Origin of the sequence: Plantibacter sp. PA-3-X8, assembly GCF_003856975.1 — a bacterium.
GTDB lineage: Bacteria > Actinomycetota > Actinomycetes > Actinomycetales > Microbacteriaceae > Plantibacter > Plantibacter auratus.
In genome coordinates, this window is sequence record NZ_CP033107.1 from 4,043,036 (window position 1) to 4,059,475 (window position 16,440).

The 16,440-nt window shown below is 69.4% G+C and carries 14 protein-coding genes; 3 read left to right on the top strand and 11 right to left on the bottom strand.

What is annotated here, in order from left to right; translation table 11 throughout:
* The first annotated feature begins 16 nt into the window (after nucleotides 1-16).
* On the top strand, nucleotides 17-1,081 hold the full coding sequence (locus EAO79_RS18815) for a hypothetical protein (protein WP_124769980.1): 1,065 nt from the start codon (nucleotides 17-19) through the stop codon (nucleotides 1,079-1,081).
* A gap of 30 nt (nucleotides 1,082-1,111) precedes the next feature.
* Here the strand turns inward: EAO79_RS18815 and EAO79_RS18820 are convergent, their stop codons facing one another.
* The 10 genes from EAO79_RS18820 to EAO79_RS18860 all read right to left on the bottom strand — a co-directional run bounded on the left by EAO79_RS18820 (nucleotide 1,112) and on the right by EAO79_RS18860 (nucleotide 13,206).
* Nucleotides 1,112-1,432, bottom strand: a complete 321-nt coding sequence (locus EAO79_RS18820) for a hypothetical protein (RefSeq protein WP_124769981.1) — start codon at nucleotides 1,430-1,432, stop codon at nucleotides 1,112-1,114.
* A gap of 150 nt (nucleotides 1,433-1,582) precedes the next feature.
* Nucleotides 1,583-3,100, bottom strand: coding sequence for an L-arabinose isomerase (gene araA / locus EAO79_RS18825; RefSeq protein ID WP_056014267.1), 1,518 nt, complete (start codon nucleotides 3,098-3,100; stop codon nucleotides 1,583-1,585).
* Nucleotides 3,101-3,215: 115 nt separating this feature from the next.
* Nucleotides 3,216-3,923, bottom strand: a complete 708-nt coding sequence (locus tag EAO79_RS18830) for an L-ribulose-5-phosphate 4-epimerase (protein ID WP_071258853.1) — start codon at nucleotides 3,921-3,923, stop codon at nucleotides 3,216-3,218.
* Nucleotides 3,920-5,617 carry a ribulokinase gene (gene araB / locus EAO79_RS18835; RefSeq protein ID WP_371413698.1) on the bottom strand — a complete coding sequence of 566 codons (1,698 nt, stop codon included), beginning with the start codon at nucleotides 5,615-5,617 and terminating at the stop codon, nucleotides 3,920-3,922. Before araB ends, EAO79_RS18830 begins: the two co-directional genes overlap by 4 nt.
* Nucleotides 5,618-5,850: 233 nt before the next feature.
* Nucleotides 5,851-7,587 (bottom strand): hypothetical protein, encoded by a 1,737-nt coding sequence (locus EAO79_RS18840; protein ID WP_124769982.1) that lies wholly within the window; start codon nucleotides 7,585-7,587, stop codon nucleotides 5,851-5,853.
* A 41-nt stretch (nucleotides 7,588-7,628) separates the two neighbouring features.
* The gene (mmsB, locus tag EAO79_RS18845; RefSeq protein ID WP_085512640.1) at nucleotides 7,629-8,882 is read right to left on the bottom strand and encodes a multiple monosaccharide ABC transporter permease; all 1,254 of its coding nucleotides are present in this window, start codon (nucleotides 8,880-8,882) and stop codon (nucleotides 7,629-7,631) included.
* A gap of 32 nt (nucleotides 8,883-8,914) precedes the next feature.
* Complete coding sequence (mmsA, locus tag EAO79_RS18850) at nucleotides 8,915-10,423, bottom strand: multiple monosaccharide ABC transporter ATP-binding protein (protein WP_064295024.1); 1,509 nt, start codon at nucleotides 10,421-10,423, stop codon at nucleotides 8,915-8,917.
* Nucleotides 10,424-10,560: 137 nt separating this feature from the next.
* Nucleotides 10,561-11,673 (bottom strand): multiple monosaccharide ABC transporter substrate-binding protein, encoded by a 1,113-nt coding sequence (gene chvE, locus EAO79_RS18855; protein ID WP_079706775.1) that lies wholly within the window; start codon nucleotides 11,671-11,673, stop codon nucleotides 10,561-10,563.
* Nucleotides 11,674-11,780: 107 nt separating this feature from the next.
* The gene (locus tag EAO79_RS19140; RefSeq protein WP_158596666.1) at nucleotides 11,781-11,921 is read right to left on the bottom strand and encodes a hypothetical protein; all 141 of its coding nucleotides are present in this window, start codon (nucleotides 11,919-11,921) and stop codon (nucleotides 11,781-11,783) included.
* 265 nt (nucleotides 11,922-12,186) lie between these two features.
* Nucleotides 12,187-13,206: a serine hydrolase gene (locus EAO79_RS18860; RefSeq protein ID WP_124769983.1), complete on the bottom strand. Its 1,020-nt coding sequence runs from the start codon at nucleotides 13,204-13,206 to the stop codon at nucleotides 12,187-12,189.
* A gap of 134 nt (nucleotides 13,207-13,340) precedes the next feature.
* Here EAO79_RS18860 and EAO79_RS18865 point away from each other — a divergent pair, with 134 nt between their 5' ends.
* On the top strand, nucleotides 13,341-14,360 hold the full coding sequence (locus tag EAO79_RS18865) for a LacI family DNA-binding transcriptional regulator (protein ID WP_064294998.1): 1,020 nt from the start codon (nucleotides 13,341-13,343) through the stop codon (nucleotides 14,358-14,360).
* A gap of 223 nt (nucleotides 14,361-14,583) precedes the next feature.
* On the opposite strand, the gene EAO79_RS18870 is transcribed toward EAO79_RS18865, so the two are convergent.
* On the bottom strand, nucleotides 14,584-15,780 hold the full coding sequence (locus tag EAO79_RS18870) for an ROK family protein (protein WP_241160937.1): 1,197 nt from the start codon (nucleotides 15,778-15,780) through the stop codon (nucleotides 14,584-14,586).
* A gap of 90 nt (nucleotides 15,781-15,870) precedes the next feature.
* Here EAO79_RS18870 and EAO79_RS18875 point away from each other — a divergent pair, with 90 nt between their 5' ends.
* Nucleotides 15,871-16,308, top strand: coding sequence for a GNAT family N-acetyltransferase (locus tag EAO79_RS18875; protein WP_124769984.1), 438 nt, complete (start codon nucleotides 15,871-15,873; stop codon nucleotides 16,306-16,308).
* Nucleotides 16,309-16,440: the final 132 nt, after the last annotated feature.

Sequence of the window (16,440 nt, forward strand, 5' to 3'; positions counted from 1 at the left end):
TCCCGAACCACTCGACATGAGTGCGCTCACCCGGCCGCTTCCCCGACACGAGGTTCACGAGCAGTGGCGAGCCTTCGCCAGGGAGGACCCCGGCGCCCGCGATCGCATCGGGCGAGTCCGACGGCTCACCACCACCCTCGGCGCGATCGGCGGACTGTTCGGCATCTTCTTCTTCGGCCTGGTCGGCCTGCTCGCCTACGCTCAAGGCGGCAGGAACGCGGGAGGGATCGCCTTCGGCATGGGCACGCTCGTGGTGGTCATGATCCTCCTCGCCGTGATCCTCGTCCGCATGACGATCCGGGTCTGGTCGCGTAGGACCCTGCGGCGCACACACCTCCGCCTCGCCAGCTTCGCCGAGGCCAACGGGTTCGACTACCGCGTCGGTCCCATCGCCCTCCAGCGCGACATGCCCTGGCGGAGCCGCGGGTCGGTGAACCTCCATCGAGTCCTCCGGAGCCGGGAGCCGCGCGGCATCGAGATCGCCGACTACGAGGTCATCGGCAACCGCAAGAACCTCGCGGCCCCCTTCGGTGGCTACTGCGCACTCCGGATGCCCGTCGCCCTCCCCCACATCCTGCTCCGCGCCCAGGACGGCCGCCGCCGAGGGATGACTGGCGCCGGCGCCCCGGCCGATGCGCAGCGGCTCAGCCTCGAGGGCGGGTTCGACCGCCACTTCCAGCTGTACTGCCCGGTCGGCTACGAGGCCGATGCCCTCTATCTGTTCACGCCCGACGTGATGGCGCGACTGCTCGACCACGTGCGCGGCTTCGACGTGGAGATCGTCGACGACTGGCTCCTGCTCGTGACCAGCGACGATCTCGTCACGACGAAGGTCGACGATTGGCAGGACATCGCCGCCGCTGTCGACGCTGTGGACGACCGCGTCGAACGCTGGGCACGGTGGCGGGAGACCCGAGGTGACCGGCGAAGCGCCAAGACGGACGAGTCGGCCTCGACCGCGGCGGCCGGCCGCGTCAGCACCCGTGGTCGGCGCCTCAGCGTCCGGATGAGCGTCGACGACATCCTCATGTGGAGCGCGCTCGGGCTGTTCGTCGTCGGCACGATCATCGGGCTCCGGTAGCGCGCTCGAACGCTCCCGAACCGATCCTGGTCAGTCGCCGTACTCGTCGAGGAAGGTGTCCGACTCGGCATCGAGCGCACATCCCTCGGCGGCGGCCTCGGCCGGGGTGCGGTCGCCGGCGTCGACGATGCGGCTCGACTGCTCCTCGATGCACCGTTCCATCGCCCGCTCGGCGGCCGCTGGGTCGGCGGCGGTGAACCCGCCGGTCGCTGCGACGATCGCGAGGACCGCTCCGACGCCGGCGACGAGGACGGTCCCACCGATCGCGAGCTTCCACCCGAGCCTCGTCGGCTCGGCCGTCCCCTCGTCGCCCGGCTCGTGCTGCTCCGTCTGCGTGAACACATCCGTCATCGGTCGACCCCCGTCGCTCAGCGCACCACCCCCGGCACGTCGCCCCAGGCTAGCAAGCGCCGTCGTCGCACCGCACGATCGACGACACCACGACGCGAGACGGCCTCCCGCCGGTGGGCGGGAGGCCGTCTCGATCGGATCGTCCCGGGGCTAGAACCCCTGGGCGAGTCGGTAGTACGCGTTGTTCCAGCGCACCTCGCGCTGGAAGTCGCGCGTCGTGGTCGACTCGTCGATCACGAGGAGCTCGGTCTTGGCGATCTCCGCGAAGTCGGCGAACACCTCGACCCCCACGGCGGTCGACATGACGGTGTGGTGCGCGGCGCCGGCGGTCAGCCAAGCGGCGGCAGACGTCGCGAAGTCCGGAGCCGGCTTCCACACGGCGCGCCCGACGGGCAGCTTCGGCAGGGCCTCGATGGGCTGGACGACCTCGACGACGTTCGCCGTCAGCCGGAAGCGGTCGCGCATGTCACTCATCGCGACGACCACGGCGGGGCCGGAGTCGGCCGTGAAGACCAGGCGCACCGGGTCCTCCTTGCCGCCGATGCCGAGCGGGTGCACCTCGAGGGTGGCACGAGCCGAAGAGAGCGTCGGGCTGACCTCGAGCATGTGCGCCCCGAGGATGAGCTCGTTGCCGGGCTCCATGTGGTACGTGTAGTCCTCCATGAGCGACGCGCCACCGGGGAGGCCGGCACCCATGACGGACGCGGCGCGCACGAGGACGGCGGTCTTCCAGTCGCCTTCCGCACCGAAGCCGTAGCCGTCGGCCATGAGGCGCTGGACGGCGAGGCCCGGCAGCTGACGCAGCTCACCGAGGTCTTCGAAGCTCGTCGTGAACGCGGCGAAGTCGCCGGCCTCGAGGAAGGAGCGCAGGCCCAGCTCGATCGCGGCACCGTAGCGGAGCGACTCGTGCCGCTCGCCACCCTTGCGCAGCTCGGGGACGACGTCGTACAGCTCCTCGTACTCGGCGACGAGCGCGTCGATGTCGGCGTCCGTCGACGCGTGCACGGCCTCGGCCAGCTCGTTGACGCTCCACGTGTTGACCTGCACTCCGAAGCGCAGCTCGGCCTCGGTCTTGTCGCCCTCGGTGACGGCGACGTAGCGCATGTTGTCGCCGAAGCGCGCGAGCTTGAGCTCGTGCGTGGCCGCCCAACCCGCAGCGGCGCGCTGCCAGGTGCCGACCTCACGCTGAACGCGCGGGTCGGAGACGTGGCCGACGACCGTCTTGCGGGCGACGCCCAGACGCGTCTGGATGTACCCGAACTCGCGGTCGCCGTGCGCGGCCTGGTTGAGGTTCATGAAGTCGAAGTCGATCTCCGACCACGGCAGCTCGACGTTCGCCTGCGTGTGGAGGTGGAGCAGCGGCTTCTGCAGCGCGTCAAGCCCGGCGATCCACATCTTGGCCGGGCTGAAGGTGTGCATCCAGGTGACGAGACCGATGACGCTGTCGTCGGCGTTCGCGTCGAGCATCGCGCGACGGATCGACTCGGAGTCCTTGAGGACGGGCTTCCACTCGATCCGCACGGGGACGTCGGCGGCGGCGCCGAGCTCGGCGGCGATGGCCTGGGACTGCTCGGCGACCTGACGGAGGGTCTCCTCGCCGTAGAGGTTCTGGCTGCCGGTGAGGAACCAGACGGTGTAGTGGTCGAGCGTGGTGGTGGGCTTCGGCATGGGTGGGTTCTTTCTTGAGGTCGTTTCGGTCCCTGAGCCTGTCGAAGGGCGGGACCGTGGTGGGGTGGCCCTGCGACAAGCGCAGGGACCGGGATCGGACCGGAGGTCAGTCGGGTTAGAGCGCGCCCTGCGGCGCCTGGCCGTAGACGTTCTGGTAGCGGTCGAAGAGGGCGTCGATCGCCTCGGTCGGCATGGGCTTCGGCTCGCCGAGCTGACGCGAGATGTGCACGGTGCGGGCGACGTCCTCGACCATGACCGCGGCCTTCACGGCGTCGCGGGCGTCCTTCCCGATCGTGAACGGGCCGTGGTTCTGCATGAGCACCGCGCGCGACCGGTGACCGGTGAGCGTCTCGACGATGCCGCGTCCGATCGAGTCGTCGCCGATGATCGAGAACGGACCGATCGGGACCTCCCCGCCGAACTCGTCGGCCATCGCCGTGATGACGCACGGGATGGGCTCGGCGCGTGCCGCCCAGGCCACCGCGTAGGTGGAGTGGGTGTGAACGACGCCGCCGACCTCGGGCATATGCCGGTAGACGTATGCGTGTGCCGCGGTGTCGCTCGACGGCGACCGCTCAGCACCGGGCGTGCCCGGGATGACGTTGCCGTCGAGGTCGCAGAGGATCATGTTCTCGGGCGCGAGGTCGTCGTAGTCGACGCCGGAGGGCTTGATGACGAAGAGGTCGGCTCCCGGCACCCGACCGGAGACGTTGCCGCCGGTCCAGATGACGAGCCCGTACCGGACGAGCTCCCCGTGCAGCTTGGCGACGTCGGACCGGACGCGCGCGATCGCGACCTCGATCTCGGGCGAGTAGGTGTTCACGCGGTTGCTCCTTCGAGGGCGGTGGTCTCGGTGTCGGTCGGCAGGCTGTCGACGCCGCCACCGAGGGCGGCTCGGCGGATGCGCTTCAGGCGCTTCATGACGTCGTTGGCGCCACGACCGAAGTAGTCGTGGAGCGTCGCGTACTCCGCGTAGAGCAGGTCATACGCGTCGGCCGCGGCCTCGTTCGGCGTGTAGACGGCGCGGTTCACCTTGCCCATCGCGGCACTGGCGGCCGGGACGTCCGGGTAGGCACCCGCGGCGACGGCGGCGTGGATGGCCGAGCCGAGCGCCGGCCCCTGGTCGCTCGCGGTGATCGAGATCGGCAGGCGCAGGATGTCGGAGTACGTCTGCATGAGGAAGGGGTTCCGCTGCAGACCGCCGGCGACGATGAACTCGGTGACGGGTACGCCCGAGGCGTTGAACGTCTCGACGATCTTCCGGGTGCCGAACGCGGTCGCCTCGAACAATGCGCGGTAGACCTCCTCGGTGCGGGTCGTGAGTGTCAGGCCGAGGACCGTGCCGGAGAGCTCGTGGTCGACGAGGACCGAGCGGTTGCCCGAGTGCCAGTCGAGGGCGACGAGCCCGTGCGCGCCGACGGGCTGGTCCTGGATGAGCGAGGTGAGGTACTCGTGGATGCTGACACCACGCGCCGCAGCCTCCTCGGTGTACCGGGCGGGGACCTGGTTCGCGACGTACCAGGCGAAGATGTCGCCGACGCCCGACTGCCCGGCCTCGTAGCCGTAGAGGCCGGCGATGATACCGCCGTCGACGACGCCGCACATGCCCGGGACCTCGCGGAGGACGTCGCCGTTCATGACGTGGCAGGTGGAGGTGCCCATGATCGCGACCATCTGGCCGGGCGAGACGGCCTGCGCCGCGGGTGCTGCGACGTGCGCGTCGACGTTCCCGACCGCGACCGCGATGCCCTCGCGGAGACCGGTCCACGCTGCGGCCTCGGCCGACAGGGTGCCGGCGGCGGCGCCCAGTTCACCGATCTCGTGCGCGACCTTGTCGTCGGCGAACCGCTCGAACGCGGGGTTGAGCGCCGCGAGGAACTCGTGGCTCGGGTAGGCACCGTCCTGGTAGATGCCCTTGTAGCCGGCGGTGCAGGCGTTCCGCACGTAGGTGCCGGTGAGCTGCCAGATGATCCAGTCGGCCGCCTCGACCCAGTGGTCCATGCGCTCGTAGAGTTCGGGGTCCTCCTCGAGGAGCTGGAGTCCCTTGGCGAACTCCCACTCGCTCGAGATGAGGCCGCCGTACCGCGGCAGCCAGGACTCGCCTCGCTCGGCGGCGAGCTCGTTGATGCGGTCCGCCTGCGGCTGCGCGGAGTGGTGCTTCCACAGCTTCACATAGGCGTGCGGGCGGTCGGCGTACTCGGGCAGCTCGTTGAGCGGCGTCCCGTCGGCGATGACGGGGACCATCGTGCAGGCGGTGAAGTCGGTGCCGATGCCGATGACGGCGGCGGGGTCGATCCCGGCGGCCTCGACGGCGCGCGGCACGGCGGACTGCATGACGGCGACGTAGTCGGCCGGCACCTGCAGCGCCCAGTCGGGCGGCAGCGCGGCGCCGGTCGAGGCGAGCTCGCGATCCATGACGGCGTGCGGGTAGTCGAGTACCGCCGACCCGAGTTCGGCGCCGTCGGACACACGCACGACGACGGCTCGGCCGGACAGCGTGCCGAAGTCGACACCGATCGTGTAGGTCTCTGCGTGCGTGGCTGTCGCCTGCTCGGGGGCGCTGGCGGCCGGGTTCTGCTCGGTGTTCACCGGTGGGACTCCTTCGTCGATCTGGTGCTCGGTTGATTCGCGATGCTGTGGTGCAAGCGGGTGGGGGCCGATGCTCGGCCGGGTGGATCAGGGCTGGGCCGCGCTCCAGTGTACAACGTTGTATATTGCCGTGGCCATGGACAGGGCGATGCGATCTCGACTCATGCGAGACCGCCCATCGCCTCGATGACGGCGCGGGTGTCGAGCGGCTCGGAATCCGGCGCGTCAGCAGCGCCGACGGTCCCCACGATCCGGCCCGCGCGGACGGCGACGACCCGGTCGCAGACGGCCGCGAGCGCCGCCGGGTCCTCGCTCGAGACGACGACCGCCCGGCCGGACGCCCCGAGTGATCGGATCAGGGCGCACCGCTCAGCCCGCCGGCGTCCGTCCTCGGAGCCGGGGGCGCCCGCCGGACCGAACGGTTCGGCGAGCAGCACGGCGCGCGCCCCGGTGTCCGCGATGATCCGGAGTGACTCGGTGAACTGGTCGGCGTCCGGTCCGCGGTGCACGCCGGGGAGCGCGGCGACCAGGCCGCTCGGCACGGTGGTCGCCCGGTAGTCGCGGCGCGGGTCGGCCACACCGAGCCTGACCATCCTCGTGAGGGCGTCCGGGGAGACGCTCGACGGCACCCCGCCGAGGAAGGAGAGGTCGAAGCGGATCGGGTGCTCGGTCGTGTACAGGACCCCCGCGGCGCGCGCCAGATCCGTCGTCGAGACGTCGACCACCGCACCGTCGAGCACCACCGAACCACAGGTCCGTGCGCCGTACGACCGGCCGAAGACGCTCAACAGCACCTCCCCGGCACCGGAGTCGGGCGGACCGAACAGCCCGAGCACCTCCCCCGGCGCGCAGGTGAAGGACAGGTCGTCGACGACGTTCCGCTCGGGGTCCGCCGGGTGGCTCGCGGTCCAGTGTTCGACGGCGAGGCCGGCAGCCGTCACCGAGGACGCGATCGACGAGGCACGCTCCGACGTCGATGAACCGGCGGCAAGCGGACGGAACGCGTCGACGCCGCCCACCCCGGCCGCCAACGCGGCGACCACCTCGCGTTCACCGTCCACGGCCGACAGCTGGATCGGGGGCGACGGGTCACCACCGACGGCGATCACGGTCGCGGCCGATGCGACGCTCGCCAGCCCGGTCACGGCCCCGGTCGCGAGCAGGACACCGGGTGCGGGGTCGGCGGTTCGAGGAGCTCGGGCCACCTCGACCATCGCCTGCCGCCAACGCTCGGCCTCGTCCGCTCGGAGTGCGGGGCCACTGTCGTCGATCACGATGAGCGACGCCTCCGCGGCGACCGCCCTGGCGAGCTCCACGAGCCGACGCTCCACGACCGACAGGGCACCGGCGGAGTCCGTGGGTGACCGGTCGAGCCCGACGACGCCCAGGGCGCGGTGGATCCGCTCGGCATCGCTCTGCCTCAAGGACATCCGGTCGGCGACCCGTCCTCGGAGGAGCCGCATGACCGCCTCCCGCAGTCCCACCCCACGCTCGGACCCGAGCAGCACGTTCTCACCGATGGTCTGCGACCAGCTGATGGCCTGCCCGGCCGTCACGACGGCCACCCCGGAGGCACTCGACGCGGCACGGGACGACAACCGCGCCGGCCTGCCGTCGACGAGCACCGTCTCGGAACCGGACACCCTGGCCGCGCCGCGCGGTCCGGTGGACGTCCCGGACAACCGCGCGATCAGGTGCCGGAGGACCGGCACCGGTCCGAGCACGGCGTGCACCGTACCGAAGGGCACCTCGAGCAGCGGCCGGCCGTCCCGCCGGATCGCGAGCGCCGTCGGCGGGACCGACGAGGAGTCGGGCTCAGCGGTCGCTTCGCCACCACGCACGGAGGCGAGGGCACCGGCCAGGTCGCCGGTGCTCTCGCCTCCGTGGTGGATGTCCATGCGTCGGATCGATCCGGGTTCCGCGGTCGCGGACCTCGGGATCAGCGTCCGCCGCTGCGGCGCTTGTTGTAGACGTCGAACGCGACGGCCAGCAGCAGCACGAGGCCCTTGACGGCCTGCTGCCACTCGATGCCGAGGCCGATGATCGACATACCGTTGTTCAGCACACCGATGATGAGACCACCGATGATCGCGCCGCCGATGGTACCGACGCCACCCTGCACCGCGGCTCCACCGATGAAGGCCGCGGAGATCGCCTCGAGTTCGAAGCCGTCACCGGCCTTCGGACCGGCGAGGTTCAGGCGGGCCGTGAAGATGAGGCCGGCGAGCGCCGCGAGGAAGCCCATGTTGACGAACAGGAAGAAGTCGACCTTGCGGGTCTTGATGCCGGACAGCTCCGCGGCGTGACGGTTGCCACCGATCGCGTAGATGTGGCGGCCGAAGACCGAGCGGTTCATGACGATGCCGTAGACGAGCACGAGGACGGCCAGCACGATGAGCGTGACCGGGATGCCCTTGTACGCGGCGAGGGCGTACACGAAGAAGCCGATGCCCGCGATGATGAGCACGAGCTTGGCGACGAACCACGGGAACGGCTCGGTGTCCTGGCCGTACTTCTGACGGCCGAGGCGCGTGCGGACCTGCTGCACGACGAGGCCGACGACGGCGATGACGCCGATGCCGAGCGTCAGCGGGTCGATCGGGAAGTCGCCGAACACGTCGTTCAGGAAGCCGTTGCCGAGCGCGCGGTACTCCGCCGGGAAGGAACCGATGTTGGCGTTGCCGAGCACCACGAGCGCGAGGCCGCGGAAGATGAGCATGCCGGCCAGCGTCACGATGAACGCCGGGATCCCGACGTAGGCGATCCAGAAGCCCTGCCAGACACCGACGAGCGCGCCGATGGCGAGCGACAGGATGATCGCGATCCACCACGGCATCTGCATCTGCACGGCGAACACACCGGAGACCGCACCGACGAAGGCAGCGACGGAACCGACCGACAGGTCGATGTGGCCGGCGATGATGACCATCACCATGCCGATCGCGAGGACGAGGATGTACCCGTTCTGCACGATCAGGTTGGAGATGTTCTGCGGCCGCAGCAGGATGCCGTCGGTGATGACGGCGAAGAACACGACGACGAGCAGGAGGGCGATGAAGATGCCGTTCTTGCCGAGGTCGCTGAGGATGTGGGTCAGCCAGCTCGTGAAGCGGTTGGTGGCCGGGTTGACGAGGCCGCCGGCGGCGGTGCCGTCGCCTGCCGGGACGGTGGGTTTGGTGTCCAGATCGGACATTGCGGTTCTCCTTCGATCCGTCCGCGCCCGCGTCAGCGGGGCTTCTCCATGGTCATGAGTTTGAGGAGCGCTTCGGGGTTCGCTTCCTCGATCGGCAGTTCGCCGGTGATGCGGCCCTCACTGAGGGCGTAGATGCGGTCGCAGATGCCGATGAGCTCGGGGAGCTCGGAGGAGATGACGATGACGCCCTTCCCCTCGGCGGCGAGGCGGTTGATGATCGTGTAGATCTCGTACTTCGCACCGACGTCGATACCGCGGGTGGGCTCATCGAGGATGAGGACGTCGGGGTCGGAGTAGATCCACTTCGAGAGGACGACCTTCTGCTGGTTGCCGCCCGAGAGCTTCCCGGTCTTCGCGAGCACGTTCGGAGCCTTGATGTTCATGCTCTTCCGGTACTCCTCGGCGACCTTGTACTCCTCGTTGTCGTTGACGAGTCCGCCGCGTTCGAGCTTCTTCAGCGAGGCCATCGAGATGTTCCGCTTGATGTCCTCGATGAGGTTGAGGCCGTAGTACTTGCGGTCCTCCGTGGCGTACGCGAGGCCGTTGTCGATCGCCTCCGACACCGTGCGGGTGCGGATCTCGGTGCCGTTCTTGAAGACCTTGCCGCTGATGCGGCTACCGTACGACTGACCGAACAGGCTCATCGCGAACTCGGTGCGCCCGGCGCCCATGAGGCCGGCGATGCCGACGATCTCACCGGCGCGGACGTTGAGGTTGACGGCGTCCACCATCACGCGGGTCGGGTCCTGCGGGTGGTGGGCGGTCCAGTCCTCGACGCGCAGGATCTCCTCGCCGATGTTCGGCGTGTGGTCCGGGTAGCGGTGCTCGAGGTCGCGGCCGACCATGTCCTTGATGATGCGCTCTTCGGTGACGTCGTTCTTCACGATCGTCTCGATGGTCTTGCCGTCGCGGATGACCGTGACGGTGTCGGCGACCTTCTTGATCTCGTTGAGCTTGTGGCTGATGATGATCGACGTGATGCCCTGCTCCTTGAGGTGCAGGATCAGGTCGAGCAGGTGGTCGGAGTCCTCGTCGTTCAGTGCGGCGGTCGGCTCGTCGAGGATGAGGAGCTTCACGCGCTTCGAGAGGGCCTTCGCGATCTCGACGAGCTGCTGCTTGCCGACGCCGATCTCGAGGATCTTGGTCGTCGGGTTCTCCCGCAGGCCGACCCGGGCGAGCAGTGCTGCCGCCTCCTGGTTGGTGCGGTTCCAGTCGATGAGGCCGAGCGGCCCCTTCAGCTCGTTGTTGAGGAAGATGTTCTCCGCGATGGAGAGGTAGGGGCTGAGGGCCAGCTCCTGGTGGATGATGACGATGCCCTTGGACTCCGAGTCGCGGATGTCCTTGAACTCCATCGTCTCGCCCTCGAAGACGATGTCGCCCTCGTAGGTGCCGAACGGGTAGACGCCGGACAACACCTTCATGAGCGTCGACTTGCCGGCGCCGTTCTCACCGCAGATGGCGTGCACGGTACCGCGCTGCACATCGAGCGTGACGTTCGAGAGGGCCTTGACGCCGGGGAAGGTCTTGATGATGTTGCGCATCTCGAGGATGCTCGTGGTCTCGCCTGACACCGTGTCTCCTTACAGGTGATCGTCGTTGAACCGGGCCCTCCGACAGGCTCAGGGATCGGAAGTGATTCCGTTCCCTGAGCCTGTCGAAAGGGGTGTTGCAGGACTGACTAGCCCTTGATCTCGTCTTCGGTCCAGTAACCGGAGTCCACGAGGACCTCCTGGATGTTGTCCTTGACGACGATCTGCGACTCGAGGAGGAAGGACGGGACGACCTTCTTGCCGTTGTCGTAGTCCTCGGTGTTGTTGACCTCGGGCTTCTCACCGTTCAGCACGGCGACGGCCATCTTGACGGCTTCGCTCGCCAGCTGGCGGGTGTCCTTGAAGATGGTCGCGTACTGCTCGCCGGACTCGATGGCCTTGACCGAGTCGAGCTCGGCGTCCTGGCCGGAGATGACGGGCCAGCCGTCGCCCACCGAGTAGCCGGCGTCGGTCAGCGCCGAGATGATGCCTCGCGAGATGCCGTCGTAGGGCGACAGGACCGCGTTGACCTTGCTGCCGTCGGAGTAGGTCGACGTGAGGATGTTCTCCATACGCTTCTGCGCGGTCTCACCGTCCCAACGGAGCGTTGCAGCCTGCTCGAAGGAGGTCTGGCCGCTGGCGACCTTGAGGGTGCCCGCGTCGATGAACGGCTTCAGGGTGTCCTGAGCGCCGTCCCAGAAGAACGTGGCGTTGTTGTCGTCGGGCGAGCCGGCGAACATCTCGATGTTGAACGGACCGGCGGGTGCGCCCTCGGTGGGCTTGCCCTCGAGGTCGACGAGGCCGAGGCCGTTGAGGACCGAGTTGGCCTGCTGCACGCCGACCTTGTAGTTGTCGAACGACGCGTAGTAGTCGACGTTCTCGCTGTCGCGGATCAGGCGGTCGTAGGCGATGACGGGGATGTCGCCGTCCTTGGCCTCCTGGAGCACGCTCGTGAGCGTGGTGCCGTCGATCGAGGCGATGATCAGGACGGAGGCGCCCTTGGTGATCATGTTCTCGATCTGCGAGACCTGGGTGGGGATGTCGTCCTCGGCGTACTGCAGGTCGACCTTGAAGCCCTCCTTCTCCAGCTGCTCCTTGACGGCGTTGCCGTCCTGGATCCAGCGCTCGGAGCTCTTGGTGGGCATCGCGACGCCGACGAGCTTGCCGTCGCCTTCGCCGCCGCCCGATCCGCCGCTTGCGCCGCCGGAGCAGCCGGCGAGCGACACGACCATCGTGCCTGCGGCCAGCGTGGCGAGGAGCATTCTCTTCTTCACTGTGTGGTTCCTTCCCTAGGGAGTTGCTTGGACGTCATTGTCATGCGCAGGTCTGTCGGCTTCGATGTGTCCAGCTCATCGAGGCCGCTCGTCGGCTACGTGGCGTTCGCGGGTGCGGGTGCGGACGCCTCGTCGTGGTGCCGGCGAGGGTGCAGGGAGAGGTGGCCGGCGGAGAGCCGGGCCGAGAGGGAGCTGTGGTCGGATCGATCGGTGCCGTGGATCGGGAGGCGGCTCATCGCCGACCTGCTCGCTCCATTGCGCTTCGTTCCCACGTCGACTTCCTCGTCACTCCGAATGTGACCGTTCACATTGTGTGTCACACGATAGCCCCAGACCTCCACCTGATGTCAAGTCGGGATGGGTCTCATTTTCATAACCGGCGACCGTCGGGGCATGGTCGCGCTCTCAGTGGGCCCGTGCGGGCACGCGCCGGGGGCGCGGGTACGCCTCGATCGGCGTGGCCGGAACCCGGGGACGTGCCCGGGCGATCCCAGTGGACGCCTAGAGTTCGGCGTCGATCGCGCGGATGACGTCCCACGCACCGTCCTCGGAGTTCGACAGCACGACGACGTCGATGGCGTCGGCGGCGGTCGGGCCGAAGTAGGTGCGCACGATGCCGCTCGCGCCGGGGTTGACACCGTCGAGGTACATCGATCGCACCTGGCCGTCCTCGTCGACGTCGAACTCGAAGCCGAAGCCGTAGGAGATCTCCTCGTCGACCTCGATCTGCGGAGAGGTGAACTCCTCGGTCAGCTCGGCGGTGAGGATCTTCGCGTCGCGGGCGGCGCGCAGGAAGGTGATGAGGTCGGCCGCAGTGGACTGTGCACCGGCGTCCGGGCCGCCGAGCGGCGGGAAGGCGTCGGCGTTCGAGTGCCAGACGCCGTCGTCGTCGACGTCGCCGCCCTCGGCCAGGCCGGGCTCGCCCGTCCGGCGGTCGACGAAGCCCGAGTGGTCCATGCCGAGTAGCGCGAACACCTGCTGCTCGATGAGCTGGCGGTAGGGCAACCCCGTCACGCCCTCGAGCGCGAGCCCGAGCAGGACGTAGCCCGCGTTGACGTAGTTCGCCTCCTCGCCAGGGGCTGCGAGCGGCTCCTTGTCAGCGAAGAGCGGCAGGAGGTCGGCGGTCTCGCGGATCGACGAGGCCGGGCGCTCGGCCCAGAGGTCGTCGTAGCTCTCGCCGGCGGTCTCGTCGGCGTCGTCGGCGATGCCCGAGGTGTGGGTGAGCAGGTGGAGCAGCTGGACGTCGCGGCGGATGGTGGTGCCGTCGAGGTCGACGTACTCGTGGATCGACTCGTCGAGGTCGATGTGTCCGGCGTCGACCTGCTGGAGCACGGCGGCGGCGGTGAAGAGCTTCGTGATGGACGCCGTGTCGAAGCGGGTTTCGAGCGTGATGGGCTCGTCGCGCTCCCGCGAGGCGAGGCCTCGGGCGGCCTCGAAGAGCGTCTCGTCACCGCGCTTGACGAGCACGACGCCCGAGAAGTCGGTGGCTTCGATGACGCGGGCGACGCTTTCGGTATCCATCCCCCAACGGTACCGTCGCGGACCCCTCTGTGGCTCCACGCGCCCTGGGGGACCCGATCCGCCGGGGGCCTGAGGCGTGTGCATAATGGGTGCAGCACGAAATGTGACCGTGCACATCGAGGTCCGAGGAATCCGTGAGCGACGACGCCGAACGGGGGCGAGCCCCCAATATCCGTGATGTCGCGCGCCTGGCCGGGGTCTCCCACCAGACGGTCTCACGAGTGCTCAACAACCACCCGAGCATCCGCGACTCCACCCGCGACCGGGTCCTCGCCGTCATGGACGAGGTCAACTACCGTCCGAACCGGGCTGCCAGGGCGCTCGTGACGAGTCGGTCACGGACCATCGGCGTGCTTGCGAGCCAGCGGTCGCAGTACGGTCCGGCGAGCATGATCCAGGCCATCGAGAACGCGAGCAAGGACGCCGGGTACCTCGTGAGCACGGCGAACCTGCCCGACGTCTCGGACGCGTCGATCGTCGCCGCCGTCGAGCATCTGCTTGCACAGTCGGTCGACGGCATCGTGGTCATCGCACCGCAGGTCCGGGTGTTCCGGGCGATCGAGGAGTTGCAGGTGCGGGTGCCGTTCATCGCGGTGCAGTCCGGCGGCGACCTCGACGACCACTCGATCGGTGTCGACCAGGTCGCCGGTGGACGCTTGGCGACGCGGCACCTCATCGAGCTCGGGCATCGGAACATCTACCACCTCGCCGGCCCGCAGGACTGGATCGAGGCTGAGGCGCGCATGCACGGGTTCCTCGCCGAGATGAGTGCGCAGGACGTGCCGACGACCGCGCCGATCCTCGGTGACTGGACCGCCGACTTCGGCTATCGCGCCGGGATCGAACTCATGCGGGTGCGCGACTTCACGGCGATCTTCTCGTCGAACGACCAGATGGCGCTCGGCCTCATCCATGCGATCCGCGACGAGGGGTACGACGTGCCCCGGGACGTCTCGATCGTGGGGTTCGACGACATCCCGGAGGCACCGCACTTCTGGCCGCCGCTCACGACGGTGCGGCAGGACTTCGACGAGCTGGGGCGTCGTTGTGTCGCGCGGTTGCTCGGCAACCTCGAGGTCGACGCCGTCGGATACCGCGGAACGATCGAGCCGGAGCTGATCGTGCGGAAGTCGACGGGTCGCCCGGCCTTCTGACCCCTCGTGGCGGTGTGTGGTGGTGGCGCCAGCGCGGTGCGCTGACGCGAGCGCGGGTCACACGCGTGAGCGCGCCCCTCTGGAGACCCGCGCTCACGTCCATGCCCCGCGCCCACGCCGATTCGGGCGATCTCGCGTCAGCGCACCGCGCCGACGCCGGGTGACCACGTCTCACGCCAGCGCGGTGCGCTGACGACCAAGCCGACAGCACCCGAGGCGACGATCACCAGGCGGCGGGGTCCGCGATGAGTCGATCGAAGGCGAGTTCCGCGGCACCGATGAGCAGGAGGTCCTGGCCGAGTGCCGCACGCACGATCGCGACGTCCTCGAACGGCGGGACGAGCGCCCGCTCACGGACCGCGTCGTGCAACTCCTCCGATGCCAGTTCGAGCACGATCCCGAGATGCCCACCGAGGACGACGAGTTCGGGGTCGAGGATGTTCACCGTCCCGGCGAGCGCCCGCCCGAGCGTCCTGGCCTGCCGGACGACCTCCTCCCGCATCGCCCCAGCCGGATCGGCCGCGATGCCCTCGGCGAGCGCCGCTTCGAGGACCGCGTCGTCCCCGGCGGCGAGGCCGGCGACGTGCAGCAGCTCGCTGCGTCGCACGGCGTCTTCGAGCGCGTTGCCGGCGGCCGTCGCCGAGGTGTGACCGAACTCCCCCGCGTACCCGCGCGCTCCACCGACGGGTCGGCCACCGGCGATGATGCCACCACCGATACCGCTCGCGCCACCGTTCAGGTAGACGAGGTCGTCGATACCGCGGCCCGCCCCGAAGGTCCGCTCCGCCCGAGCGCCGAGACTCGCGTCGTTGGCCGCGAACACCGCTCGACCGGTCGCGGCACGCAGCCGTTCGACCAAGGGCTCGTCCACCCACCCGAGGTGCGGTGCGAGCCGGACGACCCCGTCGGCGTCCCGGACGAGACCGGGGATCGCGAGCCCGATCCCGCCGCCACCGCGCGCTTCGTCGGGCAGTCGATCGGCGAGTTCCTCGACCAACTCCGCGATGATCGCCGTCGCCTCGGCCGCCGTCGGTGTCGTGTCGACCTCGCGACGCACGCGCTCGAGGACCTCGCCGCCGAGTCGCACGGCCGCCACCGTGATCGCGTCGAGTTCCGGGTTCGCCGCGAAGGCGACGGCTCGCGGGCCAGCCGAGACGAGTGGCGACGGCCGGCCGACACCCTGCCCGCCCACCGGGACCGACTCCGTGACGATGCCGATCGAGGCGAGTTCCGTGACGAGCGCGGCGACCGTGGACCGGTTGAGGCCGGTCGTCCTCGTGAGCGCCGACCGCGACTGCACCCCGCCCTGGTGCACGAGCTCGACGATCCGCCCGAGGTTGCGACGGCGCACCGAGTCGAGTCCGCTCCCCATGCCGGATCCGCCCGCCGGACCCGCCCCGACCGCTGTCGACTCGCTCACACGCACACCCTCTGCTCGATCCCTCCAGTGTTCCCTATCCGGGCACGCGCCGGTTCACCCGCCACCGGCCGTGGATGGTTGACTGGACGGATGCCCGCCGCCTGGACACTCCGCCCCGCCACCATCGACGACTCGACCTGGATGGCCGAGCTGCGCGCCGTCGTCATGCGGCCCGACCTCGAGCGCCTCGGTCGCTACGACGAGACCCGCGTCCGCCGTCGCTTCCTCGACGGATATCGCCCGGAGCACACCTCGGTGATCGAGGTCGACGGCGTCACGGCCGGGCTGGTCGCCCTCCGTCCGGAAGCCGGCGAGCGGTGGGTGGAGCACTTCTATCTGGCGCCCGAGCACCAGGGCGCTGGCCTCGGCACCGCGGTGCTCTCACGGCTCCTGTCCGATGACGGCGATCCGCGCCCGTTCCGTCTCAACGTGCTGCAGGGCAGCCCGGCCCGCCGCCTCTACGAGCGCCACGGCTTCACGCTCGAAAACGAGGACGAGGTCGACGTCTGGATGGTCCGCCGAGGCTGAACACCCAGCGGCACGGCAGCAGGAGATCGGCACCGCAGCAGGACGTCCGGCTGAGGAACGTCCTGCCACCGAGCGGATCTCCTCCTGCCACGACGCCGGCACCGGCTAGCGGGTGAGCCGCGCGACCGCGAC

Coding starts and splice junctions, on each gene's coding strand:
- chvE (WP_079706775.1), bottom strand. CDS start 11,673: ATGCTCCTCGCCACGCTGGCCGCAGGCACGATGGTCGTGTCGCTCGCC.
- EAO79_RS18820 (WP_124769981.1), bottom strand. CDS start 1,432: ATGACGGATGTGTTCACGCAGACGGAGCAGCACGAGCCGGGCGACGAG.
- EAO79_RS18875 (WP_124769984.1), top strand. CDS start 15,871: ATGCCCGCCGCCTGGACACTCCGCCCCGCCACCATCGACGACTCGACC.
- EAO79_RS18815 (WP_124769980.1), top strand. CDS start 17: ATGAGTGCGCTCACCCGGCCGCTTCCCCGACACGAGGTTCACGAGCAG.
- araA (WP_056014267.1), bottom strand. CDS start 3,100: ATGCCGAAGCCCACCACCACGCTCGACCACTACACCGTCTGGTTCCTC.
- EAO79_RS18840 (WP_124769982.1), bottom strand. CDS start 7,587: ATGGACATCCACCACGGAGGCGAGAGCACCGGCGACCTGGCCGGTGCC.
- EAO79_RS18860 (WP_124769983.1), bottom strand. CDS start 13,206: ATGGATACCGAAAGCGTCGCCCGCGTCATCGAAGCCACCGACTTCTCG.
- mmsB (WP_085512640.1), bottom strand. CDS start 8,882: ATGTCCGATCTGGACACCAAACCCACCGTCCCGGCAGGCGACGGCACC.
- mmsA (WP_064295024.1), bottom strand. CDS start 10,423: ATGCGCAACATCATCAAGACCTTCCCCGGCGTCAAGGCCCTCTCGAAC.
- EAO79_RS19140 (WP_158596666.1), bottom strand. CDS start 11,921: ATGAGCCGCCTCCCGATCCACGGCACCGATCGATCCGACCACAGCTCC.